Below are 25697 nucleotides of genomic sequence, written 5' to 3'. Positions count from 1 at the left end.
TGCTCGGGGTACACCTGCCAATTAGACTTAACGTATAACCATCTTCGGCGCCTGTTTGTGCCCCTGAACGCCGAAAAAAGGACGAACGGCAATTTTACACCGTTCGTCCCGTGTCGTGTCTGGAGGCTTCTGCCCGCCGATCCGTCGGTTTACCCGTTGGCTTCAATTTCTTCTTTGTACTGTTCAAACGCCTTGTAAATAGCGTTGACCATGGTTTTCTGACCTTCGTCCGACTTCAGATACAGTTCTTCGGCCGGGTTGGTCAGGTAGCCGCTTTCGATCAGAACGCTCGGCATAGTGGTTTTCCAGAGTACAATAAACCCGGCCTGTTTTACGCCGTTGCTTTTCCGTTCGGCATTCCGCCGAAAGCTGCGCTCTACCTTTTCGGCAAAGTTGATGCTGCTTTCCATGAACGCATGCTGATAATTGGCCAGCATGATGGTGGCCAGGGGCGAGTTGGGGTTGAAGCCTTTGTAGGTCTGCTGGTAATTTTTTTCCTGCAGGATTACGGCGTTTTCGCGCCGGGCCACGTCGAGGTTACTCTGGGTTCGGTGCAGCCCCAGGGTGTAGGTTTCGGTGCCATAAACCCGGTTGCTGGATGGGCTGGCGTTGCAGTGAATGGAGATGAACAGGTCGGCCCGATTCCGGTTGGCAATAGCCCCCCGCTCGTATAAATCGACGAAGTGGTCCGAAACCCGGGTGTAGATAACGCGAACGTCTGGATGATTTGCTTTAATTTTCCGGCCTAATTGCAATATGAGTTCCAGGTTGATGGTTTTCTCCTTGGCATATCGGCCGTGTGTACCGGGATCTTTACCGCCATGACCGGCGTCGAGCACGATGGTGCGGAGCCGGTTGGGGGCGGCAGACTCCTCGCTGCTTTCCTGGCTGGTGCGAATAGTATCCTGATTCAGATCAGCCTGAACAACGTCCGGAGAGACCACGGTCATGGCCAGCAGCGGCAGCGTTATCAGCAAACCGGTTGTCATTTTTCCGGGAGCCAGCAACAACGCCCGAACACCGGTTGATTTAATAATTTTTAACGGCTGAAAACGTTTCAAAGCGATAGTGGGATAATTGTTCGTGAATACCTTTGTAAGCCATAGGCTTAACGGCCAATTGGCAAATGTAATTTTTTTGATAGAACTGAAAAAAGGATACTTTATTTTGCGGCCCCTTCCAGCACGTCCGGCATGGCTTCGAGCCGCACTTTGTTTACTCCTGCTCTTCGGCAGCTATGTAGCACTGGCACAGGCAGCAACCTCTCCGCAGTCAACGTCGGTACAGCCCGACAAGGGTGGACTTCCCCCCGCCACGGTACCCGCCCAGCGCGTGCCGAACGCAGCCTCCGGCGTGCCCTCGGTCGCTAACCCGGCCACCCGCTCCAATAACCCGGCCTCCACCACATCGACCGGCGCGACGACCACCACGGCCACTACCCCAGCCTCCCAGACCAGCACCCGCGGACGCCTGCAACCCGGTCTTGTATCGCCCAGCACCGTTCGGCCCCAGCGCCGGGTGGGTGGTGACTCGCTGCGTGTAGCCGCCGGTGACACCGCCCTATCCGATACGACCCAGGCCGATCAGTTCAGTACAACAGTCAAGTATCAGGCCAAAGACTCTACCATCTACGCTGCCGATGGCCAGACGGTCGAGCTGTTCGGCGATGCCAGCGTTGAATACGGTGACATCTCGCTAAAAGCCGACTATATCCGTCTAAACTATCTTACTAACGAAGTATATGCCAAAGGTCGGTATGATTCGACAACAAAGAAGACAATCGGAAGACCCATTTTTCAGGATGGTGAAGGAAAATACGATACCAAAGAGATTCGCTACAACTTCAAAAGCAAGAAAGGGCGCATCCAGGGCGTCATTACGCAGCAGGGCGAGGGCAACATTCGGGGCACAACGGTAAAAAAAGATGCTGAAGATAACCTCTACATCGGCAAGGCGATCTACACCACCTGTAATCTGGCAACGCCCCACTTTCACATCAATGCCAGCAAACTGAAGGTGATTCATAACCGGCAGGTCGTGGCCGGGCCCTTCAACCTGGTCATCAACCAGATTCCGCTTCCGATCGGGCTGCCGTTTGGGTTTTTCCCGTTTCCGAAGCGAAAAGAAATCGGGGTATCGGGCGTTATCGTGCCGCAGTACGGCGAAGAACCCAACGGACGCGGCTTCTACCTGCGCGACGGCGGCTATTACTGGGCCGTGAGCGAGAACCTGGGGCTTCAGTTCAAAGGACAGATCTACTCGCGGGGAAGCTGGGGGCTGGGCGTCGCTTCGGCCTACAACAAACGGTATCGCTACAGCGGGGGTGTTGACCTGCGTTTTAACCGAAACCGTTCCGGCGACCGGGTCGATACCACCCAAACCCCACGTAATGACTTTGCCTTCACCTGGTCGCACTCGCCGGTACCGCGCGGGCGGGGTAGTTTTTCGGCCAACGTAAACGTCAGCAGCAACAGCTACAACCAGTTCAACTCCTTCAACCAGCAGCAGTACATCTCCAACGTGGCGGGTTCGTCGGTCCAGTACAGCCGCACCTTCGGGCAGTTTGCACGGGCCGGGGCTAACGTCCGGGTGAACCAGCAGTTCGGGCAGGTAAACCAGCGCACCGGCGTACGCGAGAACGGCAAAACCGACGTGTCGTCAGATTTCAACTTCGGCATCAACCAGATCTCGCCCTTCGCGCTCAAAGGGGGTACGGGCCGCTGGTACGAGAGTTTCCGGGTCGGTCTGGACGTTAGCGGGTCCATCACGATCAACAATACCATCCGCCGGCAGGTCGACACTACGGGACTGGGTTTTCCGGTTATCACTAACATCCCAACCATCAGCGCCATCGACCGGATTCTCGACAGCACCCGCCGGGCCAACAACATCCGGCTGGGTATCGTGGAGTCCGACCCGAACCTGATTGCCTTCAGCCTGGCCAACGCCGACCGGATCTGGGAAAACCGGGTTGTACAGGCCCGCTACAGCATTCCAATTTCGCTGCCCAACCTGAAGCTGTTCCGGTATATCAACCTGACGCCGGGTTTCGCCCTGCAGGGCGATATCTACAGCAAACGGCTCGATTATGTTTACGTTCAGGAAAACGACGCGGTTCGGATCGATACGGCCCGGGGCTTTTTCCCGTCGTATAACTTCTCGGTCAACGCCAGCATGAACACGCGCTTCTACGGCACGTACTTCATCCGCGGCAAACGCGTGGAGGCCATTCGCCATACGGTAGCGCCCTCCATATCGTTCAGCTACATACCCGACTTTACGAACCCCTCGTTCGGGCAGTTTCAGGTACTGCCGGCCGTAGGAAGCCTGGCCGCCCTGCCCGACTACCGCCGTACGCTCTCCCGGTTCAGGGGCCTGGGCGGCAGCGGTGGCAGCGGCAGTACCGAGTCGGCGTTTATCTCATTCGGCATTGTCAATCAGCTGGAGATGAAAGTCAGAACGCGGGGCGATACAACGGGGCAGGACTTCAAGAAGGTGCCGATCTTCGACAATATCAGCCTGACGGGCAGTTACAACATTCTGGCGCCCGACTACCAGCTTTCGCCCATTTCGGTCAACGCCAACACGCAGATTTTCAAGAACATCAGCTTCAACTTCTCGTCGACCTTCGATCCGTATGCCAACCGGGGCTATGGCGGCACTCCGCAGTATCTGCTCCAGGCCTATACGTTCGGTACCATACCCGTTCCGCCCCTGACGTACTCACCCCTGATCCTGAACACGACCGAATACGTCAACCAGCAGTACGTTCGGGTGCCCAACCTGTACGCTTTTCAGGCCGGACAGGGGTTGCTGCGGCTCACCAACATACAGGCGTATCTGAGTGCCCGGTTTGCGCCCAAACAGGCCGACAAGCCCAAGACCAGCGCCAACGCCAGCGAGGCCCAGATGAAGGCCATCAACAACAACCCCGAGTTGTACGTCGACTTCAATATTCCGTGGTCGATCAACATGAGCTACACCTTCGGGCTTACCAAACTCACGCCGGAGCTATCGCAGGTGGTTCAGGCGCTGACGCTGACGGGCGACCTGAGCCTGACGCCCAAATGGAAAATAACGGTGCAGACGGGTTACGACTTCCAGTTCCGCAGCCCGACCCTTACGACCATCGGCATCAACCGCGACCTCCACTGCTGGGAGATGGCCTTCAACTGGACGCCCTACTCCGGCAGCAACATCCGGGCTGGCAACTACTCCTTCGACCTGCGCGCCCGCTCGTCCATTCTGCAGGAGCTCAAACTGAGCCGCCGTCGCAGCTTCTACGACCGGGGCGGGTTTTAACTGAGTGAGTTGTCTATTGAGTGATTGAGTGAATTGTTTTTTGTGTCGACCAGGCCGTCCACTCAATCACTCAATAGACAACTCACTCAATAATCACGGGGTGAATACGACGCGCATGACATCGTCGGCACGTTTGCTGAAGAGGTCGTAGCCTTTCATGCCATCGTCCAGCGACATGCGGTGGGTTACCAGAAACCCGGTGTCGGCCTGTCCGTTGGCTACGTACTCCATGAGCCGGGGCATGTATTTCTGCGCGTGGAGCTGCCCCATCCGGAACGTGAGCGCTTTGTTCATGGCTGCGCCCATCGGCATACTGTCGATGAATCCGGCGTAGACGCCCACGATCGATACCGTCCCGCCTTTGCGGCACGCCATGATAGCCTGACGCAAAACAATAGCCCGATCGATCTCCAGCCCCGCAAACTGCTTGGCTTTATCGTAATAGTATTGTACGCTATCATCTACCGACTCCAGGCCAACGGCATCGATACAGCGGTCGGGACCCCGGCCGCCGGTCATCTCGCGGAGCGCTTCGAGTACGTCGACTTTCGAGAAATCGAGGGTTTCGGCTTTGCCAACGCGCCGGGCGGTTTCGAGTCGGTTGGGCTCGCGGTCGATGGCAATGACCCGCTCGGCCCCCAGCAGAAATGCGCTTTGGATAGCCATCTGACCAACGCCACCGCAGCCCCATACCGCTACCGTATCGCCCGGCTGGATACCGCACATGTCGGCCGCCATGAACCCAGTCGGAAACGCGTCGCCCAGGAATACCGCCTGCTCATCGGTCAGCCGTTCGTCTACCTTGAACATGCCCACATCGGCAAACGGAACCCGGATATACTCGGCATGGCTACCCGCATAGCCGCCAAACGAGTGGGTATATCCGAAGATGGCGGCCGGCGAATCACCCATAATTTTTTCGGGCATGAACGCGTTGGGGTTCGAGTTGTCGCAGAGGGAGTAGGAACCCGTTGAGCAGTAGGTACAATGACCGCAGCCGATGGTTGCCGCCACCGATACCCGGTCGCCTTTTTTCAGGTTCGTGATGCCGGACCCCGTCTCTACGACCTCGCCCATAAATTCATGACCGATAATGTCACCCTCACGCATGGTGGGGATGTAGCCGTTGATCAGGTGCAGGTCTGACCCGCAAACGGCTGTCTTCCGGACTTTGATAATGGCATCGCGCGGATTCAGGATTTCCGGGTCAGGTACCCGCTCCACGCGCAGGTCGTATTTTCCGTTATAGCACAACGCCTTCATGTTCCTTGTGTTTAGTGGGTTGTTTCTTCGGGATCGACTCGTGCTCGTTCGCCCGGCCCGACGGCTGGCCGGTTATCGTCGGTATTTCACCCGCTTCGAGCAGGCGTTTGAACCGGCGAATATCTTCTTTGATCATCTGTTTGAAAGCCGGGTTGAACAGCTTTACCACCGCTTCGCCGATAATGCCTTCGGGCGCGCGGTATTTGATGGTAGCATGCACCTCGGTGCCCCAGTTGCCCGGCGCGTCGATGAACCGGACCTCGCCCGAATTATCGACGGTAGCGCCCGGTACCGAACGCCAGACCAGGCGGCTGTTTTCTTCCTCCTCCACAATCTCGGCATCCCATTCCACGGCTGGTAAAGCCCGGGTTAGCGCATTGCCGGTGCTCACCTTGGCAACCCAGTGCGACCGCAGGTTGTCGGTTTGGGTAACCGATTCGAGGTGCTGCATGAATAGCGGCAGGTTCTCCAGCTGACGCCAGAAGCGGTACACCTCTTCGCGGGGTTTATTGATGGTAACGCTTTTGCTGATTTCGACCACGTCGGTTTCGGTTTTCTCGCCCGATGTGTCGCGGCCAATGGCGCTGTTGATGGGGCAGTAGCCAGTGGCCCCCCGGTAGGTCAGTACGCCACCCAGGGCGGCTGTGAGCAATCCGCCCAGCCCTCCGCGCCGAAGCCCTATGGTAAGCAGCAACGCACCGGCTCCCACCGACAGGTAGCGCTCGGTCGGTCCGACATTGATCAGACTCGATCCGCTCGGAATCGGGTCGACAGGGGCTATATCAAGCACACCACTTTTTGCTAATTCCGTTGTTTTTGCCATGATGATCGGGTAGTTAGTTTACTCTACTTTTTAACCAGAGTATTTAGGGAATGTTAAGAAGACCAGGCAAATATGAGCCTGGGGCATGGGCGGGCTATGGCGCTCGTGGAAACAGCCTGGCAGGCACCACACGCCAAAATCCCGTATCTTGCCCACCGGAACCCTGCGTAGAGACGCGATCGCACCGGCCCTCGCGTCTCCTGGGTGCCAGCCAATTTTCCTACGAAACCAATGGCTGACGCATAGGAGACGCGAAACCAATGGCTGACGCATGTGAGACGCGAAACCAATGGCTGACGCATGTGAGACGCGAAACCAATGGCTGACGCATGTGAGACGCGAGGGATCGCGTCTCTACAGGGGAGACATTTTGGGGGTATTTGTTCGTTACTATAGTTGTATGAAATCCGCTTCGGTACAAACGCTTTTGATTGTGGCGGCTCTGGTGGCCGTCAATGTGCTGTCTGCTTTTGTGTTTTTCCGGCTCGATCTGACCGAAGAGAAACGGTATACCCTCTCCGACGCTACCCGCACGCTCCTGGCCGAACTTCCCGACGACATTCACGTCGACGTATACCTCACCGGCGATCTGCCCCCCGCGTTTAAACGACTCGAAAACGCCGTGCGCGAAACGCTGGACGAGTTTCAGGTCCAGGCGGGCAAGACCGTTACTTTCCGCTTCATCGACCCCGACGTAGTTACGAACGTAGACGAAAAGAACAAACTCATCGATCGGCTCCAGCAGCGCGGTCTGCTCCCCACCAACCTGGTTGCGAACGAAGGCGGCAAACGCACCGAAAAGCTGGTTTTTCCGGGGGCTATCGTCTCCTACAAGGGCAAAGAAACGGCCGTACTGCTGCTGAAAGGCAACAAAGCGGCCTCGAAAGAAGAACAGCTGAACCAGTCGTACGAAGGGGTGGAGTTCGAACTGGCGTCGGCCATCCGGAAGCTGACCCAAACCGAGGGTAACCGTCGGCGGGTAGGGCTACTCTACAGCCATACGCAGGTGCCGCCGTCACGTTTTGCCGACCTGCTGGCCTCCGTGCAGCAGAGCTACGACCTGTTTTTCATCGATCTGAGCAAACCCGGCCCCATTACGGGCCTCGACGCCGTGCTGGTTCCCAAACCCGATCGTCCTTTTTCCGACGACGAACTCTTTAAGCTCGACCAGTACGTCGTCAACGGCGGACGGGCCTTGTTCTTCGTTGACGGCCAGCGCATCGACAGTGTCAGCAACGAAGGCAACTACGCCCAGCCGCTGAACCTCAACCTCGACGAGCTGTTTTTCCGCTGGGGCGTGCGTGTCAACCGCGATGTGGTGAAAGATATGTACTGCGCCCCCATCCCGCTCAACGTGGGTAACCTCGGCGATAAACCCAATATTCAGCTGCTGCCGTGGCGATTTTTTCCGCTGCTGAACAACTTCGGCACCTCCGGCAATCCCATTGTCCGAAACCTCGACGCGGTACTGGGCCGGTTCATCAGCACCCTGGATACGGTACAGGCGCCGGGCATCCGGAAAATTCCGCTGCTGATGACTTCGCCCTACACGCAGGTGCTGAAAACGCCCGCGCTGATCTCGTATAACGAAGCCCGTCAGCAACCCGATCCGCAAACCTACACGGGTGGGGTTCGGCTGGTGGGCTGCCTGCTCGAAGGCCGGTTTCAGTCCGTATACGCCAACCGGATTCTGCCGGGCGATGCGCGGGCCGCCGGGTTCAGGGCCAGTGGCGAGCCGAGCCGGGTACTGATCTGCGCCGATGGCGATCTGGTCATCAACGATGTCGACTACAAACGAAACACGCCCTATCCGCTCGGCTTCGACCGGTTCACGCGCAGTACGTTTGCCAACAAGGATTTCGCGCTTAACGCCGTCGACTATCTGGTCGACCCGAACGGCGTCATCGCGGCCCGTACCCGGTCGGTAGCCCTGCGCCCACTCGACAAAATCCGGCTCAACGCCAACCGAACGGGCTGGCAGTTGCTGAACCTGCTCGGTCCGCTGGCGCTGGTAGGGCTGGTCGGTCTGGTCTGGCAGGTAGTTCGCCGACGTCGGTATACGCACTAATTCGCTATGGCTACCAACACCTTTCTGCTGTACGGCGCCAACGGCTATACGGCCCGGCTCATGCTCGACCGGCTTGCCGCGTTTGGTCTGAGGCCGGTCCTGGCGGGGCGTAACGAAGCCAGACTCCGCCCCCTGGCCGAGCAGTATGGCCTGTCATACCGGGTGGCGGATCTGAGCGATGCCACGGCCCTCGATGCGGCCTTAGCCGACATGCCGGTGGTGCTGCACTGCGCCGGGCCTTTCTCCCAAACGGCAGCTCCCATGCAGGAAGCCTGCCTGCGCACCGGAACTCACTACCTCGACATTACGGGCGAGGTGGCCGTATTTGAACACGGGTTCTCCCTGCATGAAGCGGCTGTAAACCGGAATATCATGCTGATGTCGGGCGTGGGTTTCGACGTGGTGCCGACCGACTGTATGGCGCGTTATCTGCACGAGCGGCTACCCGATGCCACCCACCTCCAACTGGCTTTCGCCAATGAAGAAGGTGCCCTATCGCACGGTACGGCGCAAACGGCACTCGAAGGGTTGGGCGCGGGCGGCATGATTCGGCAGAACGGTCGGCTCGTTCCGGTTCCCTACGTCCACCATACCCTAACGGTCGATTTCGGCAACGGCCAACCGCAGCCCTGTATGGCGATTCCGTGGGGCGACCTCTCGACGGCCTACCGTACGACCGGCATCCCGACTATCGAAACCTACATGGGCACCACAACCCGGCAGATCCGGATGGCCCGGCTGGGCAATTACCTCGGCTGGCTCGTACGCCTGCCGTGGGTTCAGTCGTTTCTGCGTCGTCAGATCGCCAGCCGCGTTACCGGCCCCGACGAAACGGTTCGGCAGCGTGCCCGTACGCACGTCTGGGGTCGCGCTCGCAACGCCCAGGGCCAGACTGTAGAAGCCCGGCAGCACGGGCCCGAAGGCTATACGCTCACCGCCGAGGCCGCCCTGACCATTACCCGGCATGTTTTGAACGGAAACTGGAAGGCTGGCTACCAGACCCCCGCCGGGCTGTACGGAGCCGACCTGATTCTGGAACTACCCGGTACCTCGCGCGGATAAGCCTACGTCTGTATACAGTCCGGCCGCAGCCAGACCCCGTTTGGGAGCTGGCTGCGGCCGATATAATTTCGAGTTCGTTTACTGAGCCCGGTTCAGCTGCGGAGCGGGCTGCATGGCGTTAACGATGGACCAGCCCACCCCGATGGCCAGGGCGTCTTCGGCCAGCGCCACTACCGGATCGGGCACGCCCAGCTCGTGGGTTAACCATTGCCGAAGCCGGAAGAATGCCAGCGTGCCAACAACTGTACCCAGTCCGCCCACTACGGCGCCCACCGGAATGTCGGCCCCTTCGGCCTGGCTCAGGAATCCTCCGCAGGTAGCCCCCGAGGCAATGCGGGCGCCAAATTCAGGCGCGAAAGTGCGGTCAGGCACATTCGGAATTTTATCGCCCAGTATCTCGATACCGGCAATGGCTTTCAGGCCCAGCGAGACCGGCGGCAACGTGAGGTAATGAATCGGTTTCTGCGGCTCTTTGGCCGGCATCGTGCGGGCTAGCTTATGACTAAGCAGGGCCGGGGCGACCAGCGAGCGCATGCCCGCTACCACGCCCAGACCAAAGGCCCGAAAATACGTTTGAACCATATCGGTAGGTTAGTTTTCGTCTTTGAGCGTTTGCATGTCGATGACGAACCGGAACCGGACATCGTTATCCAGCATCCGGTCGTAAGCCTTGTTGACATCCTGAATCGGAATCAGTTCGATGTCGGGCGCAATGGCATGTTCAGCGCAGAAATCGAGGACTTCCTGCGTTTCCTGAATACTACCAATCAGCGAACCCGACAGCGTACGCCGGTGAAACGCCACTTCCATGTTGTTGGAAGCGCTTTTGAACTTACCCAGCATACCCACAACGACCAGCGCGCCGTCGCGCTTGACCAGCTTGACGTAGGGGTTGATGTCGAAGGCGTCGGGAATGGTAATCAGGATCAGGTCGAACGCCAGCTCACTGGCTTTCATGGCTTCTTTATCGGTCGAGACGATGACCGTTTGTGCACCCAGCGCTTCCGCATCAGCTTTTTTGTCGCCCGTATGCGAGATGACTGTCACCTCGGCCCCCATCGCTTTGGCCAGTTGCACCGCCATATGACCAAGGCCACCCAGACCGACCACGGCTACTTTATCGCCCGGTTGGGTATTCCAGTGCTTCAGCGGAGAATAAGTCGTTACGCCCGCGCAGAGGATGGGCGCAGCGGCCTTGATGTCGAGCGCTTCGGGGATGCGGAGCACGAACGATTCTTTAACCACAATGGTCGTTGAATAGCCGCCAAAGGTATTGTAGCCGCTCCCGTCGGGCTTCATGTAGCCATTGTAGGTAGCCGTCCAGCCAACGGGGCCTTCGCAGTATTGTTCGGTCCCTTCCTGACACGAGTGGCACTGCCCGCAGGAGTCGACCATACAGCCAACGCCTACCAGATCGCCCTCGTTGAACGTACGAACGGCGCTGCCTACCTGTACCACCCGCCCAACAATTTCATGGCCGGGTACGCAGGGATAAATCGTGTTGCCCCAGTCGTTCTTGACCTGGTGCAGATCGGAGTGGCAGACGCCACAGTACAGGACATCGATCTGTACTTCGTCGGCCTGGGGAGCGCTCCGCTCGATGTCCATCCGGGACAGGCGGCTGAGCGAGTCGATGAGCGAGGCTTTCGCTCCGTATGCTTTCGTTTTTATTGCTTCCATACCATTTTTCTGCCCTTCTGCCGACCAGACCGGCTCCGGGAAATGTATTACTTTACTAGTCTATCAAACAGGCGTCGGACCACTCGTGCGGCAGTAACACGCCATCCGGACAGGAGACGCAAGGGGTTGCGTCTCTACAACCCTGGTTCGTGTTCCCACAGACCAGGGTTGTAGAGACGCGCGAACCACGGTGGGGTCGGCTTTTAGGCCAGGGCCTCTTCTACGGTTGATTTGGCGTTGTGGTAGGCTCCTTTTACCGAGTCGCTGACCGCGCCGATCGCGTTTTGCGCCGACCGGCTGGCTTTGTGCGCTTTGTAACGGTACCGGGCTTTGTCGTACGGACTGATGGTCGGCACCGACAGCCGGTTACTGCGTGATAACAGCCATATACCACCCACTACGGCGGCCGCTACGCCCAGCGCAATAGCAATGGTTTGCTTCTGCTGTTGTTCGGCTTCGTCTTTCGGGGTCATGTCCCTGCGAACGCCAGCCGCCAGCAGCGGATCGGGCAACAAGTGGGCCATGGCTACGCGGGCCTTGTTCATCCAGCCCGCCACCACGTGGTCTTTGCCAGCCATGAGGGCCTGATAGCCTTCTTTGGCCACCGCAGCCGGGTCGGCCGTTTTCTGCGGATCGGCGCCTTTTACGTCGGCCGCACCCGCCACGTTGAAGAAGTTGGTGTTCGTAGCGCCCGGCATCAGCACCGTAACCGTTATATTGGTGTCTTTCAGCTCGTCCCGGATCGCTTCCGAGAACGACTTGATAAACGCCTTCGTGGCTCCGTAAACCGCCATCATTGGATTCGGGAAAACCGACACTTCAGAACCCAGCATTAGAATTTTGCCGTCGTTGCGGCTCACCATGTCTTTCAGGTACAGCTTGGTCAGGTGCATGAGCGCAATGGCGTTGACCTGCACCACGCTCAGCTCTTTCTGCAAATCGGTCTGGGTGGCAAACTGGCCGTACTCACCGAACCCGGCATCGTTGACCAGCACGTCGATCTGAAGACCCTGTCCGCTGGTTTCGGCGTAGATTTCTTCCGGTGCGTTCGGATCGGCCAGGTCTTTCCGGATGATCGTAGCGGTGGTGCCGTATTGATTTTTGAAGTTATAGGCCTGCTGCTGCAGCGTTTCTTCATCACGCCCCACCAGCACCAGGTTGTAGCCATCTTTGGCGAAAAGCCGCGTCAGTTCGCGACCGATACCGCTCGATGCACCCGTAATCAGAACCGTTTTTCCGTTTGTCTGCGTTTCCATAGTTGAGTTTGAGTAAGCAGACACCTGGGCCATGCCATCGCGACAGATCGCCTGACCCAGGTGCTGTAAGTTATTGGTACGATTGTTAGAATTAAGGCTTCAGGATGACTTTTGTGCAGTCGTCCTCTTTCTTCTTGAAGATGTCGTAAGCGCGGGAAATCTCGGCCAGCGGCAGCACGTGCGATACGATATCGTCCAGCACCACCTTACCCTGCACAACGAGATCGAGCAGGTGATCGATGTTTTTGTGCACCTGCGACTGTCCGTACCGAACCGTCAGTCCTTTGTCGAAAATACGGCCAACGGGGTAGTTATCGGTCGGCGAGCCGTAAACGCCCACTACCGATACGATACCCCCCCGCCGAACGGCCCGGAAGCATTGTTCCAGCACGCTGGTCGTTCCTTTTTCGAGGTTGATAACGGCTTTGGCCTTATCCAGTATCGTACGGTCGGCTTCCATACCGACGGCATCGACGCAGAGGTCGGCCCCGCGCCCTTCGGTCATACTCCGAATCGCTTCGACCACGTCTACCTCCCGGGGATTCAGCGTTTCTACGTTGTTGACCCGCCGGGCCCGCTCCAACCTATACTCGACCGGATCGATGGCTATGACGCGGCCCGCACCCTGTATCCAGGCCGATTTCTGGGCCATCAGCCCCACCGGACCCGACCCGAAAATGGCTACGGTTTCGCCCCCGCGCAGTTCGCCCCACTCGATAGAACTCCAGCCGGTCGGGAAGATATCGGACAGAAACAGCACCTGCTCGTCTTTCAGCTCCTCGGGCACGTGGCGCAGGCCATAGTCGGCATAAGGCACCCGAACGTATTCGGCCTGCCCGCCATTGTAGCCGCCGTAGAGGTCCGAGTAGCCGAACAGGCCGCCCCCCTTCTCGCTCAGCAGACCACCGTCGGGCCCGTAGAACTCGGGGTTCGAGTGTTCGCAGTGCATCTGCAACTCGTGCTGGCAGAAATAGCACTGGCCGCAGGCAATGGTGAACGGCACCACCACCCGGTCGCCTTTTTTCAGGTTCGTAACCCCGGAACCGACCTCTTCAACGATACCCATGAACTCATGGCCAAGGACCTCGTTGCGAAGCTGGGGCAGAAACCCGTCGTAAATGTGAAGGTCCGATCCGCAGATGGCGGTAGACGTAACCCGCAGAATAACATCCCGCGATTCCTCGATTGTAGGGTCCTCCGTTGTTTCGTACCGGATATCACCCATCTTGTGGAAGACTGCTGCTTTCATACCATAACGTTGTTGAATCGACCCGACCTGCTACTAATGAGCGTCGGCCGTTCATTGGCTAACAGCTCCTTCCCGCATTGGTTTATTTAATCTTTTAAGTGGACAGATATAATAGATTAATGTGCCGATCGCATAGGCTCCCTCTGCCTGACCGTTCAGCGGTTATGCGAACGGAGGAGCCCGGCGGGTACCATCAGCTCGCCGGTATGGAAATCGATCAGGCCGTTCTGTTCTTCTTCGATGTTGGTGGCCTGGGTATATACATCGCCCGCAATGGCCCGCTGGCGTAATTCTTCCTTGAAAAGCCGGATGCGCTCGACCCGGTCGTCGGTATCGGTAGGGCCGCCGTAGTTAACGAACCCAAAGCCGCCCCACTCACTGACAACCAGGGGCACCTGCGTGCGGTAAAAGAATGGGTCGCCCACTACCAGCGGGAATGCGGCCACGCCTTCGGTATCGCCCCGGGTCAGCCGGTCGAGCAGGTCGCGCCAGTGGTTGATGTCGGGGGTGTAGAGATGGGCCGTGAGCAGGTCTGACTTGAGCCGTCCTTCGCAGGAAATATGGTGCCAGCCGTCGTTATCGATCACCAGAAACTGCGGGTGGTGAATCAGCATGTAGTGGTACAGATCGGTGATGTATTGCCGGGTTTCGATATTGGTTGCAATATCCTGCGCGCCCCAGTCTTCGTTGTACAGACTCCAGATAATGATCGACGGATGCGTTTCCATCAGGGCCAGCATACGCAGCAGTTCGGCCCGGTGGTTCTCGCGGCTCCGAGCGGTTGAGGAGTGCGGGCTGGGCACCTCGACCCACAGCAGCAGCCCCATCTGATCGGCCAGCGTGTACAGCCGCGGATCGATACCGGCAATATGTACCCGAACCAGGTTACAGCCCAGCTCTTTCATGGCCGCAAAGTGCCGCTGCATCTCCTCGAAGGTGGCCGTACCAGGCTGGTACAGAATGCCGTCGAGGTAGGTAGATTTGCCGTTCAGGTATACGCAGCAGCCCCGCGCTTCCACTTTTCGCAGCCCGAAGTGAGTCTCGATCTGGTTGACATAGCCACTGGTGTCGATGAGTTGCCCAACCAGTCGGTATAAAGTGGGTGACCCGGGCGACCACAATTCAGCGCCCGGCACCTCAATCACCAGCCGCTGCTGTTTCTGGCCCGCTTCGAGCCGGATCGGGAAGTCCGACGAGGCCATGGGCGGCTCGTCGGCCGGCGCATCGGGGCCGAACACCTGGAGCCGGATGATATAGTCGCCGGGATCGTGGATGCGCGGGGTCACGTTGACCCGCACGAGCTGATCTTCGATTACACTCACCACTCCCACCCGTGACCGCAGCCGATTACGACCCACGGTTTCGATCCAGACGCTGCGTACGGCCCCCGTATAGGTCTGGTACCAGATGCCCCCGCGCTTATAGACGTGCGACTCCTGCTTACCCCGCGGAATCTCGGCGTCCATCGAGTCGGCAACGCGAACCGTCAGCCGGTTTACGGGCCGGAGCTGCTCGGTGCTCAGCTCGTACGAAAACGACGTGTACTCACCGTAGTGAATGGCTTCGTCTTCGATGGTCCGGAGCGGCAGGCCGTTCAGCCACACCCGCGTGTCGTATCCGCAGGCACCGAAAGTCAGCTGATAGATGGACCGGTCGGCCAGTTCATCCGGGAATTCGGGGAGGGTAAACTCGCGTTCGTACCAGACCACGACCGTATCCTGCCAGCCGGGCGATGGCATCTCTTTGGCTTCGGTCAGGTGGCTTTCTACGGATCCTGGCCAGTGCGCCGTTCGCTCATACGTATGGCCCAGGTACCAGTTGTCGGTCAGGCCCCGGTCGTCGAGGTCATGCGCGAATGCCCATTCGCCATCCAGCAGCAGGAAGGCATCGGACCGCTGTACGGCACGGGGCAAAACGCCGGGGTCAGGCCGTACGACAGTTTGCGACGGCGTTTCTTCCCGGCTTTCGGTCAGGCTATAGTTAAAGGGCGTTGCGTTCATAGGTCAGTAAACGACCCGACTCAGGCAGGGGTTTCGAAAATCTATCGTTTACTTTGACGGCTCGACCTATTCTGTCCTTCGTATGAACAAGCTCCGCGTCAACGGCCGCATCTGGCTCGAAACCACCTCTGCCGATGGTACCGAACGGTTCATGGGTATTGGCCGACTCGAATTGCTGGGCCATATTCAGCAGACCGGCTCTATCAACCAGGCCGCCAAAGCTATGCGTATGTCGTACAAACGAGCGTGGGAGCTGGTCCATTCGATGAACACCCAGGCCGACACCCCGCTGGTCACGACCCAAACCGGTGGCGACAAAGGGGGTGGCGCCATCGTTACCCCCGAGGGCGAAAAATACCTCTCCTACTACCAGGCTCTGCACGAACGTTTCCAACAGTTCCTGACCAACGAACTCAGCCGGCTTCCCAACGAATAAAAACCGGGACGCGTAGTCCGGGACGCGTAGTCCGGGACGCGTGGTCTACACCACCGTGGTCCGTGTCCGCACCGGGACGCGTAGTTGGACCACCCATGCGACAGCAATAAACCATCCGAACAGGAGACACAACCCCACCACCGTGGGGCGTGTCCGCACCGGGACGCGTAGTTGGACCACCCATGCGACAGCAATAAACCATCCGAACAGGAGACACAACCCCACCACCGTGGGGCGTGTCCGCACCGGGACGCGTAGTTGGCCCACGCGCGCGACAGCAACAAACCATCCGGGCGCTAGACGCAAAGGGTTGCGTCTCTACAACGCCACACCGCGAGACAGCAGCGCACGGGTTCACCCGTTGCGTCATTATTTCGGACCGTTATTTCCGTCGAACCAGAACGACCGTTATATTTCATCAGAAATAACGACCTGCATGAAGCACCTGTGCTTGCTGCTTTTCTTCGTGACGTCTCTCACACGGGGGGCTGTTCAGCCAGACAGTACTATCAAACCGGTAGATTCGCTTCGTCTGGTTCGGCTGGATGAGATCGTCGTATCGGCCTCGCGCGTGTCGGAACGCCTGATGACCTCGCCGGTCAGCATCGAACGGCTCGACGAGCGGCAGATTCGGCTGTCGGCGCAACCGTCCTATTTCGATGCCATAGAAACCCTGAAAGGGGTTCAGCTGCTTACGCCCAGCCTGGGTTTCAAAGTATACAACACACGCGGCTTTGCCAACTCCACCAACGTCCGCTTCGTTCAGCTGGTCGACGGTATGGACAATCAGGCCCCGCATATCGGCGCGCCCATCGCCAACGCCCTGGCTCCGTCCGACCTGGATATTGAACGCGTCGAGATCGTACCCGGTGCGGCTTCGGCACTTTACGGTATGAACGCGCTGAACGGCCTGGCGCAGCTGATCACCAAAGACCCGTTTACGTCAGCCGGCCTGAGCGTTAGCCAGAAAACCGGCGTCAATCACCTCAGCAGTCCGCTCACCCCGGCCAGGGCGTATAGCGAAACCAGCTTCCGATACGCCCGTACGCTCGGCCCGCGGCTGGCTGTCAGGATCAACCTGACCTACCAGCGTGGCTACGACTGGATCGCGCGCGACGCAACGGACCTGAATCCCAACGCCAACCTGTCACTCGGTCTGACCGGCGCAGCGAATCCGGCCGCTGATGCCGTCAATTCGTACGGCAACGAATCGGCCAACCGCCGGTCGCTGACCCTCAACGGCCAGCGCTACGTCATAGCCCGAACGGGTTATTTTGAAGACGAAACGACTGATCTGCGGCTCAATAATCTGCGGGGCGATGTGGGCGTGTTCTGGCGCATTCGTCCTGCGCTCACCCTCTCGTATCGGTACAAAGCCGCCACCCTCGACAATGTTTACCAGCGTACCAACCGCTTCCGGCTGGAGAATTACCGACTCGACCAGCACGGCGTTACGCTCGAATCGCCCTCGGTTCAGATCCGGATCTACCACAGCCGCGAAAACACCGGCGACTCGTACAACATCCGCTCCATGGCCGAAAACATCGACCGGGGCTACAAGTCCGACAACCAGTGGTTCAGCGACTTTACCAGCCAGTTTCTGGCCAGCACCCGCGCCGGACAGCCCGTAACCGACGCGCTCCGGGCGGCCCGCACCACCGCCGATGCCGGACGACCGCAACCCGGTTCGGACCGGTTCAGCGAACAGGCCGACAAACTCCGCGACATCAACAACTGGGATGTTGGCGCGGCCCTGCGCGTACGGTCGTGGCTCTACCATGCCGAAGGGCAGATTGAGCCGACGAAGGTGCGTTGGGCCAGGTTCCGCGAACAAACCGGCATTCAGCTGCTGGCGGGTTTCGATTACCGCCAGTACGTCGTTTTCCCCGATGGCAATTACTTCATCAACCCGGATGGCAGCGACCGCAACCTGGTCTACTACAAAATAGGAGGATTTATACAGGCCTCGCGCTCGTTCTTCGGCGAGAGACTGAAGCTGAGCGGATCGCTCCGGCTCGACAAGAACCGATATTTCGACGCCCGGCTGAATCCGCGGCTGTCGGCGGTCTATTCGTTGCAGGCCCAGCATACGCTCCGGGCGTCATACCAGAGCGGCTACCGGTTTCCGTCGCTCTTCGAAGCGTTTTCCAACGTCAACTCAGGCGGGGTAAAGCGCGTGGGTGGCCTGCGGGTGATGTCGCAGGGCATCTTCGAAAACTCGTATTTCCGGACATCTGTCGACGCCTTTCAGGCCGCGATCAATACCGACGTGAACACCAACCGGCTGACCGCCGAACAGGCCATTCAGAAGAATAAAGGGTTGCTGAAGTCAAACACCTATACCTATATCAAACCTGAGCAGGTAAACAGCCTTGAACTGGGCTACAAAGGCCTGTTTTTCGGCCAGAAGCTCTACATCGACGCCGATTTCTACTACAACGTATACCGGAATTTCATAGCTCAGGTAGAAGCTAACATTCCCCGTGGCTCCCAGCTCGACTCGGTGGCCTACTACCTGGCCGATCGTAACCGGCAGGACCGTTATCGGCTCTGGACCAACTCAAAAACCAGCGTCTACAACTACGGCGCCAGCCTGGGTATTCGGCATTCGGCAGGACGTAACTGGGTTGTTTCGGGCAATGCGTCGCTGGCCCGGCTCGACCGCACCGACCAGGGCGACGGTCTCGAAGAAGCGTTTAACACCCCCCAGTGGATTACGAACGTCGGCATCGGCAACCAAGCCCTCTGGAAGGGCATTGGTTTTTCGATCAACTACAAATACCAGTCATCGTTTTTGTGGCAATCGTCGCTGGCAACGGGTGTCGTTCCGCCGATCAACACGTTCGACGCGCAGGTGAGTTATACCCTCGCCCAACCCGACCGGGCTGTTGGCCCTTTATCCATCAAAATCGGCGGTACGAACCTGCTCAACCGACCGTATACCACCTTCACGGCCGGCCCGGCTGTCGGCGGCTTTTACTACGCTACCATCACCCTGACCGCCTTTGAGTAGCAACCCGTCGGTACGTCAACCCCGCCACAATCCGTATCTGCACTGACCACGATGATAAATGCGCCTTACTTTACAGCGGGCAGCTGCGGGAGATTTAAACGAAATGAATATATCGGTTGGGGTGCAGGCAGTTCTGCCAGTAGTCGATAATTAGTTTGAGCTGATCCTGGAAGGCGCTGGCGCTGGGGGCTTTCTCGTAAAAACCCTGTACCATGGCAGCATAGGCCGCATTGACCGATTCTTCGCTGGCCGTTGTGGTCAGGTACACGAACGGAATAGCTTTTCGGCTCAGGTATTCGCTCTGGTTGATGCGCTGCCGCAACTCGATGCCGTTCATGATCGGCATGTTAATATCGCACAACATCAGAAACGGCTGCTCGGTCGTAGATTCCAGGTAGTCGAGCGCTTCCTGACCATTGCCGAAGAAACGAATTGGGTTGGCGACGCCCAGTTTACGGATGGTATGTTCGATCATAAACTGATCGTCAGGGTCATCTTCAATGGAAATAATGGGGCCTTTCAGAGACATATTCGTAATATCAGGTCAACTATGACGATCTGACCAACTACAAAAATGAGTATTTGCCCTCAATTCCCCAATAACCTATAGGCCCACTAACCAAAAATACCCTTACTCCTCGAGGAAAGTACCCATCACGCCTGACGTTTGCGGCTGATTGGTTTTACCCGAAGAGCTGTCTCGTCCAAAAAATCCGCCGGCTAGTCAGAAAGGCCAGCCGTACCGCAGCAGCCTGAGCCATCGATGCGGAACGAACCGGCTTCCCTGAATACGGCTATTTCTTCGCCGTATGCGTCACCCGCCAGACCTTACCTTTTACCGAATCGGTAATAAACAGCGAACCGTCGGGGCCCTGCGCCAGGCCGACCGGCCGGGCTTTGGCGTCGCCGGGACTGGCCAGCTCGAGTTTACCGGCGTTGGCGTTCTTGCCGGGTTGTCCCTGTTCGGCTACCCCGGCAAAGTTCTCGGCGAACACTTCATACGGCCCCGACGGGCGGCCATCTTTGCCAAACGGAATGAAGGCCACAAAGTAACCGCCCTGATTCAGCGGAGCCCGGTTCCACGACCCGTGGAAACAAACGAAGGCCCCGTTTTTGTAGCGGGCCGGAAAAGCATTACCGGTATAAAAAAGCAGATCGTTAGGAGCCCAGTGGCCCGGAAACGCCATAATGGGCTTTTCTTTACCGGCGCAGCGGTCCTGTTTTTTGCCGTCGCCCCCGTATTCGGGAGCCAGTACTTTCTTATTCTGATTCTGGTCGTTGTAGCAGTACGGCCAGCCGAAATCCGACCCTTCCTTCACCATCAGGAACTCTTCGCTCGGCAGTTCGGCACTTTGCTCGTTGGTGTACATACCGGGATACAGCGTAGCCAGCATATCTCGGCCGTGCTGAAGCGCATACAGCGTGTTGTTGGCGGTGTTCCAGTCGAGAGCTACGGCGTTACGGATACCGGTGGCGTAGCGTTTACCGTCGGCCTGCCGCTGCCGGGGTTTGTTGGCATCGAAGACCCAGATACCGCCGTAGTTCTCCAGAATCGGGCAGGGGTCCTGCCCTTTGGAGCCCTGGGTCCGGTCTTTTTCCTGGCAGGCGTTCGAGGGCGCACCGAAGTTGACGTACAGCTTCCCATCGGGCGATACCGCCAGTGATTTGCTGGCGTGCTGACGCTGCAGGGTCAATCCCGTTACAATGGTTTCGGGCTGAGTAGTTTCCAGCACGCGGCCGTTGGTCAGCTTATACCGAAAAACAGCCGTATCGGCCGATGCGTAGAGGTAGCCGTTATAGATAGCAGCCCCCGTTCCCGGGTAGGTTCCGAACATGGAGGTCTGGTCGGCCTGACCATCGCCGTTGGTATCGGAAAGCTGAACGATGCCTTTGCCGTCTTTCAGCCGGTCGAGCTTCACGAATACCGTTCCGGTTGTAGGCTCTATCGCAATATGTCGGGCCTTTCCGAGGTTATCTGCATAGACTGTTGCCTGAAAACCACTCGTCAATTTTATACCTGCCGGATCGGCAGCCGCCGTTCGGGACGGAGCGGGCTTTGCCGGTTTACGGGGAGAGCCGTTGTGGGCCAGCGCGGTGGTGCCGACCAGCAGAGCCGCGGCCGTTGTCAGTAAGTAGGACGTCTTCATGGGAGTAATACGTAGTAAGCTCAGATACGTGGGGTAAACGGAGCGAGCTGGGCAAAAGTTTTCGTCGGAAGACAGGAAAAGTAGTGGTTTTTTGGCTTTTAGAGTACAATTTTGAGCATTTCCGCTTTGCTTTCCATATGACCTCATTTTCCCTATCTGTGAGTCGCCGGGTGGCGGCTCTCTTGCTGGGTGGGCTGCTCTCGGGCCCGCTGTTTGCCCAGTCTGATCTGCCTGCGTTACCGATCGCTCAACTCAGCCGACCGGCGGGCTGGCAGCTGGCGGGTTCGGTAGGTACCAACCCCGATGGCACGTCGCTACAAACCAAGTCTGGCAGCAGCCTGCTGGTGGGTTCCGGTGAGCCGCTGGTGCTGGCCACCCCTACCGACGATTTCCAGCTGCGCTTCGAGCTGCTGACGACCGTTGGCGCCGAGGTGTCACTGCTGCTGCCGACCGGCCAAACGCTCGCCCTGAATCGGGTCGCCGACCTGACCCGGCTCATGAAAGCGCCGGGGCTCTGGCAAAAAATAGAAGTCTGGTATAAAACCCCCAAAGGCAACAGCCCGGCCATTCTCGAAAAACTCATCATCAACGGCATAACCGTACGCGAAGGGCAGACACTGGCTGGCAAAGCCGCCGGTACGGTAGCCGTTGTGAGCCCGAAAGGGTCGGTAGCCGTACGGAATGCCGGGTACCGGGTGTTGTCGCCCCGCCGGGTGGCGCAGTGGAGCAGTCCGGTCAGCTACACCATCGTAGAAGGGCAGTACATCGACAACCGCGCCGAAGCCCGCACCCGCAAAGTGTTAAAGCAGGATACGACCAGCACCATCAACTACGAAGTGTCGTATGGCCAGCCGCGTCAGTACACGATCTTTTTTGCCGGCAAGCTAACGACCTTACAGGCGGGCGACTACCAGTTCGAGCTGAATCAGGGCGGCCAGGGTGGCGTCTGGATCGACGGGAAAGAGATCATTCCCATCAGCCACCGTGAACTCGGCCAGCCCAGCGTAGGCAACGTAACCCTCAGCGCCGGTCCACACGACGTGGAGGTGTATTTTTCGCGCTCCTGGTTCCGGCCGGGGCTGGGTTTGTTTGTGTCGCAGGCCGGTACGCGCCCCCAGCCGCTTCACGCCCTGGCGTCGCTCCCCGAGCCGGATCCGGTTGGGGTTGTGAGCGTAAAACCCTCGACCCGCCCTGAGCTGATTCGTTCGTTCGTACAGGTGCCGGGCGAGAATTACAAACGTACACACAGCCTGTCGGTAGGGTCGCCCGGCGGTTACCACTTCACGCTCGATCTGAACCAGATGGCGCTGCTCCAGGCCTGGAAAGGCGATTTTGCCAACGCCACCGAAATGTGGTACGAGCGGGGTGAGCCGCAGCTCCTGAGCCCGCTGGGACCCGTGGTCAGGCTACCGGCGCAGACCAGCCTGATGGTGCTGACCAACGACGCCACCGCCTGGCCCGACAGCCTGGGCGAGAACACCCTGCAATACAAAGGCTATACACTCGACAAGGCTGGCTACCCAACGGTCGAATACACGCTGGCTGGCGCTACCGTGACCGACGCCGTTCGGCCCCGCCCGGAAAGCGCCGGCCGGAGCGGCCTCGACCGGACACTGACCCTGAACGGGTCGCCCGATGGTACCCCTTACTGCCGGATTGCAGCCGGGAAAACCATCGAGGAAGTGGGCAAAGGCCTGTATGCCATTGATGACTACAGCTATTACGTACAGTTCGACCCAAAGGCAAAAACAAAGCTCCGGCAGAGCAATGGCAAACAGGAACTGCTGCTGCCGGTGGCGGTCAAAAACGGCGCCGGAACGGTCCAGTATTCGATTCTATTCTGATGAACACCTTAACCTGGGCTGACTTCGAAAAGGTAGAGATCCGCACCGGAACCGTAGTGGCGGTCGAGGCTTTCCCGCAGGCCCGCAAACCCGCCTACAAGCTGACCATCGACTTCGGTACGCTCGGCACCAAACGGACCTCGGCGCAGCTGACCAGGCTGTATCAGCCGGAAGACCTGGTCGGTAAACAACTCGTGGCCGTGGTGAACTTCCCGCCCAAACAGATCGCCACCTTCATGAGCGAATGTCTGGTGCTGGGTGCCGTTGCCGACGATGGCACCGTTACGCTCTTACAAACCGAACGACCTACAGAAAACGGATTACGCATTGCCTGATGTTTTGAAACAACCCCTGAACGGATCGAACCGCCCATTCAGGTCTAGAAGGCTGGCCGCTTAGTAAAACCATGAAAAAACTCATCACGCTCGTTACCCTTTCGTTGACCCTGCTCTACGCAGGCGCTTCTGGCCAGAACAGGCCGGCTACGGAAGGCGACTATTACCGAATCATTACCCTCCCGATTCCGGAAGATATAAAACTCGAAGTGGGCGGTCTGGCCCCGTTGCCCGACGGTCGGCTGGCGGCCTGCACCCGCCGGGGTGAGGTCTGGCTGATCGGCAATCCCTACATGCAGGGAAGCCGGGTACCGACCTTCAAACGGTTTGCGACCGGCCTCCACGAGCCGCTGGGGCTGATGTGGCATCCTAAAGGCTATCTCCTCTGCACCCAGCGGGGCGAAGTCACCAAGCTGATCGATACCGATGGCGACGAGGTAGCCGATGAGTACAAGTCGTTCTACAAATGGCCCCTGTCGGGCAATTACCACGAGTACAGCTACGGTCCCGTGCTGCTGCCCGACGGCGATATGGTCATTACCCTCAACCTCGACTGGATCGGCTACGGAGCCAGCCTGGCCAAGTGGCGCGGCTGGATGCTGAAGCTGACCGAAACCGGCGAGATGACGCCCTGGGCTACGGGCATGCGCTCGCCGGCCGGCTTCGGCGTCCTGCGCGACGGCAGCATTTTTTATACCGAAAATCAGGGCGACTGGGTCGGGTCGGGCCGGATGACGCACCTCACCAAGGGCGCGTTTGCGGGCAACCCGGCAGGCCTGCGCTGGACGAGCGAGCCGGGCTCTCCCCTGACGCTCAAACCAAGTGATGTACCAAGCACAGGCAAGCCCATGCACGAGGTGGCCAAGACCATTAAAGAGCTGAAAGTACCGGCGGTCTGGTTTCCGCACACGCTGATGGGCATCTCGACGTCAGATTTCAAGGAAGATACCACCAATGGAGCCTTCGGACCATTCAGCGGTCAGCTGTTCGTAGGCGATCAGGGGCATAGCAAGATCATGCGGGTGGCGCTGGAGAAAGTCAACGGCGAGTGGCAGGGTGCCTGTTTTCCGTTCCGCGAGGGTTTCCAGTCGGGCATTATCCGCACCGTATGGGGGCAGGATGGATCGATGTTCGTGGGCATGACGAGCCGGGGCTGGGCCGCTACCGGCAAAGACCCATATGGTATCCAGCGACTTGTCTGGACCGGCAAAACGCCCTTCGAGATGAAGACTATCCGCTCGAAGCCCGATGGCTTTGAGGTGACGTTCACGCTGCCTGTCGACCGCAAAACCGCCGAAGACCCGGCCAGCTACAGCCTCAACAGCTTCACCTACCGCTACCACAAAACCTACGGCAGCCCCATCGAAGATGCGCGGCCCGTTCCGATCCGGGGTATCGTTGTGGCTCCGGATGGTATGAGCGCCCGCATTGTAGCCGATACGGCCCTGCGCGAAGGGTACATCCATGAGGTGAAGCTGGAAGGCGTTCGGGCGGCTTCGGGAAACCTGGCCTTGCTGCACCCCACGGGCTATTATACGCTCAACGCCATTGCTCCCGGCGAGCGGGCTACAGTGGCGGCCCGCCCCGCTTCGGCCAGCCACGACCACAGCGCCATGATGGCCAGTACCGCCAAAGATGCCGGCATGGCCACCAAAGGTAAAAGCACCAAACCCGCTGCCGCCAGCCGCGCCACCGCTGGTCCGCAGCGCGCCAAACGCATCACGGAGCTTCCCGCCGACTGGACCAACGGCCCCGACCAGACCCTGACGATCGGGACAAAGCCGGGCCTCAAGTTCGACACCGAGAAGCTGGAGGTGAAAGCCGGTAGCCGGGTGAAGCTGGTTTTCAACAACAACGACGACATGCTGCACAACTGCGTCATCACCAAACCCGGCGCGGCCAATGCCGTCGGCAACGCAGCCCTCCGGCTGAACCTGAATGGTCCTAAGATGAACTACGTGCCCAACTCGGCCGATGTGCTGTTCCATACGAACATTCTGCAGCCCGAGAGCAACGAGAGCATCTATTTCGTAGCGCCCACCGAGCCCGGCGATTATCAGTTCGTCTGCACCTTCCCCGGCCATTCGTCGCTGATGCAGGGCACCCTGAAAGTTGTTAAGTAGAGACGCGACCCCTCGCGTCTCATAGGCGTCAGCAACCCGACCCCTCGCGTCTCATAGGCGTCAGCAACGTTTCTCGACAGACAGCATCATCCGGTA

Annotated in this window: 18 protein-coding genes; 8 read left to right on the top strand and 10 right to left on the bottom strand. The window is 58.6% G+C overall.

Annotated features, from left to right (window positions below; translation table 11 throughout):
- Positions 1-149 precede the first annotated feature (149 nt).
- The gene (locus EQG79_RS19835; protein ID WP_077919616.1) at positions 150-989 is read right to left on the bottom strand and encodes an N-acetylmuramoyl-L-alanine amidase family protein; all 840 of its coding nucleotides are present in this window, start codon (positions 987-989) and stop codon (positions 150-152) included.
- A gap of 178 nt (positions 990-1167) precedes the next feature.
- On the opposite strand from EQG79_RS19835, the gene EQG79_RS19830 reads away from it, so the two are divergent.
- Positions 1168-4302 carry a putative LPS assembly protein LptD gene (locus EQG79_RS19830; protein WP_394343316.1) on the top strand — a complete coding sequence of 1045 codons (3135 nt, stop codon included), beginning with the start codon at positions 1168-1170 and terminating at the stop codon, positions 4300-4302.
- A gap of 93 nt (positions 4303-4395) precedes the next feature.
- Here the strand turns inward: EQG79_RS19830 and EQG79_RS19825 are convergent, their stop codons facing one another.
- Both EQG79_RS19825 and EQG79_RS19820 read right to left on the bottom strand, forming a co-directional pair.
- Positions 4396-5565: a zinc-dependent alcohol dehydrogenase gene (locus EQG79_RS19825; protein ID WP_077919413.1), complete on the bottom strand. Its 1170-nt coding sequence runs from the start codon at positions 5563-5565 to the stop codon at positions 4396-4398.
- Positions 5546-6388 carry an SRPBCC family protein gene (locus EQG79_RS19820; RefSeq protein ID WP_077919414.1) on the bottom strand — a complete coding sequence of 281 codons (843 nt, stop codon included), beginning with the start codon at positions 6386-6388 and terminating at the stop codon, positions 5546-5548. The genes EQG79_RS19825 and EQG79_RS19820 overlap by 20 nt, the downstream gene beginning before the upstream one ends.
- A 400-nt stretch (positions 6389-6788) precedes the next feature.
- Here EQG79_RS19820 and gldG point away from each other — a divergent pair, with 400 nt between their 5' ends.
- Positions 6789-8456 (top strand): gliding motility-associated ABC transporter substrate-binding protein GldG, encoded by a 1668-nt coding sequence (gene gldG, locus EQG79_RS19815; RefSeq protein ID WP_077919415.1) that lies wholly within the window; start codon positions 6789-6791, stop codon positions 8454-8456.
- A gap of 6 nt (positions 8457-8462) precedes the next feature.
- The gene (locus EQG79_RS19810) at positions 8463-9518 is read left to right on the top strand and encodes a saccharopine dehydrogenase family protein (RefSeq protein WP_077919416.1); all 1056 of its coding nucleotides are present in this window, start codon (positions 8463-8465) and stop codon (positions 9516-9518) included.
- A 78-nt stretch (positions 9519-9596) separates the two neighbouring features.
- Here EQG79_RS19810 and EQG79_RS19805 read toward each other — a convergent pair whose 3' ends face one another.
- From EQG79_RS19805 to EQG79_RS19785, 5 genes are all read right to left on the bottom strand, one after another.
- A complete protein-coding gene (locus EQG79_RS19805; protein ID WP_077919417.1) occupies positions 9597-10100 on the bottom strand; it encodes a DUF4126 family protein in 504 nt (167 codons plus the stop codon).
- A 9-nt stretch (positions 10101-10109) separates the two neighbouring features.
- On the bottom strand, positions 10110-11198 hold the full coding sequence (locus tag EQG79_RS19800) for an NAD(P)-dependent alcohol dehydrogenase (RefSeq protein ID WP_077919418.1): 1089 nt from the start codon (positions 11196-11198) through the stop codon (positions 10110-10112).
- A gap of 203 nt (positions 11199-11401) precedes the next feature.
- Entirely contained in the window at positions 11402-12454 is a 1053-nt protein-coding gene (locus tag EQG79_RS19795; protein WP_077919419.1) for an SDR family NAD(P)-dependent oxidoreductase, read from the bottom strand.
- Between the two features lie 91 nt (positions 12455-12545).
- Positions 12546-13703 (bottom strand): zinc-dependent alcohol dehydrogenase, encoded by a 1158-nt coding sequence (locus EQG79_RS19790; RefSeq protein WP_077919420.1) that lies wholly within the window; start codon positions 13701-13703, stop codon positions 12546-12548.
- Positions 13704-13858: 155 nt separating this feature from the next.
- A complete protein-coding gene (locus tag EQG79_RS19785; protein WP_129603403.1) occupies positions 13859-15703 on the bottom strand; it encodes a glycoside hydrolase family 2 protein in 1845 nt (614 codons plus the stop codon).
- Positions 15704-15785: 82 nt separating this feature from the next.
- On the opposite strand from EQG79_RS19785, the gene EQG79_RS19780 reads away from it, so the two are divergent.
- Complete coding sequence (locus EQG79_RS19780) at positions 15786-16139, top strand: winged helix-turn-helix domain-containing protein (RefSeq protein ID WP_129603401.1); 354 nt, start codon at positions 15786-15788, stop codon at positions 16137-16139.
- A gap of 436 nt (positions 16140-16575) precedes the next feature.
- On the top strand, positions 16576-19152 hold the full coding sequence (locus EQG79_RS19775; protein ID WP_129603399.1) for a TonB-dependent receptor: 2577 nt from the start codon (positions 16576-16578) through the stop codon (positions 19150-19152).
- 94 nt (positions 19153-19246) lie between these two features.
- Here EQG79_RS19775 and EQG79_RS19770 read toward each other — a convergent pair whose 3' ends face one another.
- Both EQG79_RS19770 and EQG79_RS19765 read right to left on the bottom strand, forming a co-directional pair.
- Positions 19247-19681: a response regulator gene (locus tag EQG79_RS19770; RefSeq protein ID WP_077919424.1), complete on the bottom strand. Its 435-nt coding sequence runs from the start codon at positions 19679-19681 to the stop codon at positions 19247-19249.
- A 265-nt stretch (positions 19682-19946) separates the two neighbouring features.
- Entirely contained in the window at positions 19947-21299 is a 1353-nt protein-coding gene (locus tag EQG79_RS19765) for a PQQ-dependent sugar dehydrogenase (RefSeq protein WP_129603397.1), read from the bottom strand.
- A 137-nt stretch (positions 21300-21436) separates the two neighbouring features.
- Between EQG79_RS19765 and EQG79_RS19760 the strand changes: the two genes are divergently transcribed.
- The 3 genes from EQG79_RS19760 to EQG79_RS19750 all read left to right on the top strand — a co-directional run bounded on the left by EQG79_RS19760 (position 21437) and on the right by EQG79_RS19750 (position 25601).
- Positions 21437-23143 (top strand): hypothetical protein, encoded by a 1707-nt coding sequence (locus tag EQG79_RS19760; RefSeq protein ID WP_129603395.1) that lies wholly within the window; start codon positions 21437-21439, stop codon positions 23141-23143.
- Complete coding sequence (locus EQG79_RS19755) at positions 23143-23478, top strand: tRNA-binding protein (protein WP_165358928.1); 336 nt, start codon at positions 23143-23145, stop codon at positions 23476-23478. The genes EQG79_RS19760 and EQG79_RS19755 overlap by 1 nt, the downstream gene beginning before the upstream one ends.
- Before the next feature lie 71 nt (positions 23479-23549).
- Positions 23550-25601, top strand: a complete 2052-nt coding sequence (locus EQG79_RS19750; RefSeq protein WP_129603391.1) for a plastocyanin/azurin family copper-binding protein — start codon at positions 23550-23552, stop codon at positions 25599-25601.
- The last annotated feature ends 96 nt before the right edge of the window (positions 25602-25697 follow it).

The sequence above is a fragment of the Spirosoma sordidisoli genome (assembly GCF_004138325.1).
GTDB classification, from domain to species: Bacteria; Bacteroidota; Bacteroidia; order Cytophagales; family Spirosomataceae; genus Spirosoma; species Spirosoma sordidisoli.
This window is presented reverse-complemented; position numbering and strand designations above follow the sequence as displayed.

What these genes read in the sequence shown, in the direction of transcription:
- EQG79_RS19835 (WP_077919616.1), bottom strand. Translation starts at nt 989, where the DNA reads ATGACAACCGGTTTGCTGATAACGCTGCCGCTGCTGGCCATGACCGTG.
- EQG79_RS19825 (WP_077919413.1), bottom strand. Translation starts at nt 5,565, where the DNA reads ATGAAGGCGTTGTGCTATAACGGAAAATACGACCTGCGCGTGGAGCGG.
- EQG79_RS19820 (WP_077919414.1), bottom strand. Translation starts at nt 6,388, where the DNA reads ATGGCAAAAACAACGGAATTAGCAAAAAGTGGTGTGCTTGATATAGCC.
- gldG (WP_077919415.1), top strand. Translation starts at nt 6,789, where the DNA reads ATGAAATCCGCTTCGGTACAAACGCTTTTGATTGTGGCGGCTCTGGTG.
- EQG79_RS19810 (WP_077919416.1), top strand. Translation starts at nt 8,463, where the DNA reads ATGGCTACCAACACCTTTCTGCTGTACGGCGCCAACGGCTATACGGCC.
- EQG79_RS19805 (WP_077919417.1), bottom strand. Translation starts at nt 10,100, where the DNA reads ATGGTTCAAACGTATTTTCGGGCCTTTGGTCTGGGCGTGGTAGCGGGC.
- EQG79_RS19800 (WP_077919418.1), bottom strand. Translation starts at nt 11,198, where the DNA reads ATGGAAGCAATAAAAACGAAAGCATACGGAGCGAAAGCCTCGCTCATC.
- EQG79_RS19795 (WP_077919419.1), bottom strand. Translation starts at nt 12,454, where the DNA reads ATGGAAACGCAGACAAACGGAAAAACGGTTCTGATTACGGGTGCATCG.
- EQG79_RS19790 (WP_077919420.1), bottom strand. Translation starts at nt 13,703, where the DNA reads ATGAAAGCAGCAGTCTTCCACAAGATGGGTGATATCCGGTACGAAACA.
- EQG79_RS19785 (WP_129603403.1), bottom strand. Translation starts at nt 15,703, where the DNA reads ATGAACGCAACGCCCTTTAACTATAGCCTGACCGAAAGCCGGGAAGAA.
- EQG79_RS19780 (WP_129603401.1), top strand. Translation starts at nt 15,786, where the DNA reads ATGAACAAGCTCCGCGTCAACGGCCGCATCTGGCTCGAAACCACCTCT.
- EQG79_RS19775 (WP_129603399.1), top strand. Translation starts at nt 16,576, where the DNA reads ATGAAGCACCTGTGCTTGCTGCTTTTCTTCGTGACGTCTCTCACACGG.
- EQG79_RS19770 (WP_077919424.1), bottom strand. Translation starts at nt 19,681, where the DNA reads ATGTCTCTGAAAGGCCCCATTATTTCCATTGAAGATGACCCTGACGAT.
- EQG79_RS19765 (WP_129603397.1), bottom strand. Translation starts at nt 21,299, where the DNA reads ATGAAGACGTCCTACTTACTGACAACGGCCGCGGCTCTGCTGGTCGGC.
- EQG79_RS19760 (WP_129603395.1), top strand. Translation starts at nt 21,437, where the DNA reads ATGACCTCATTTTCCCTATCTGTGAGTCGCCGGGTGGCGGCTCTCTTG.
- EQG79_RS19755 (WP_165358928.1), top strand. Translation starts at nt 23,143, where the DNA reads ATGAACACCTTAACCTGGGCTGACTTCGAAAAGGTAGAGATCCGCACC.
- EQG79_RS19750 (WP_129603391.1), top strand. Translation starts at nt 23,550, where the DNA reads ATGAAAAAACTCATCACGCTCGTTACCCTTTCGTTGACCCTGCTCTAC.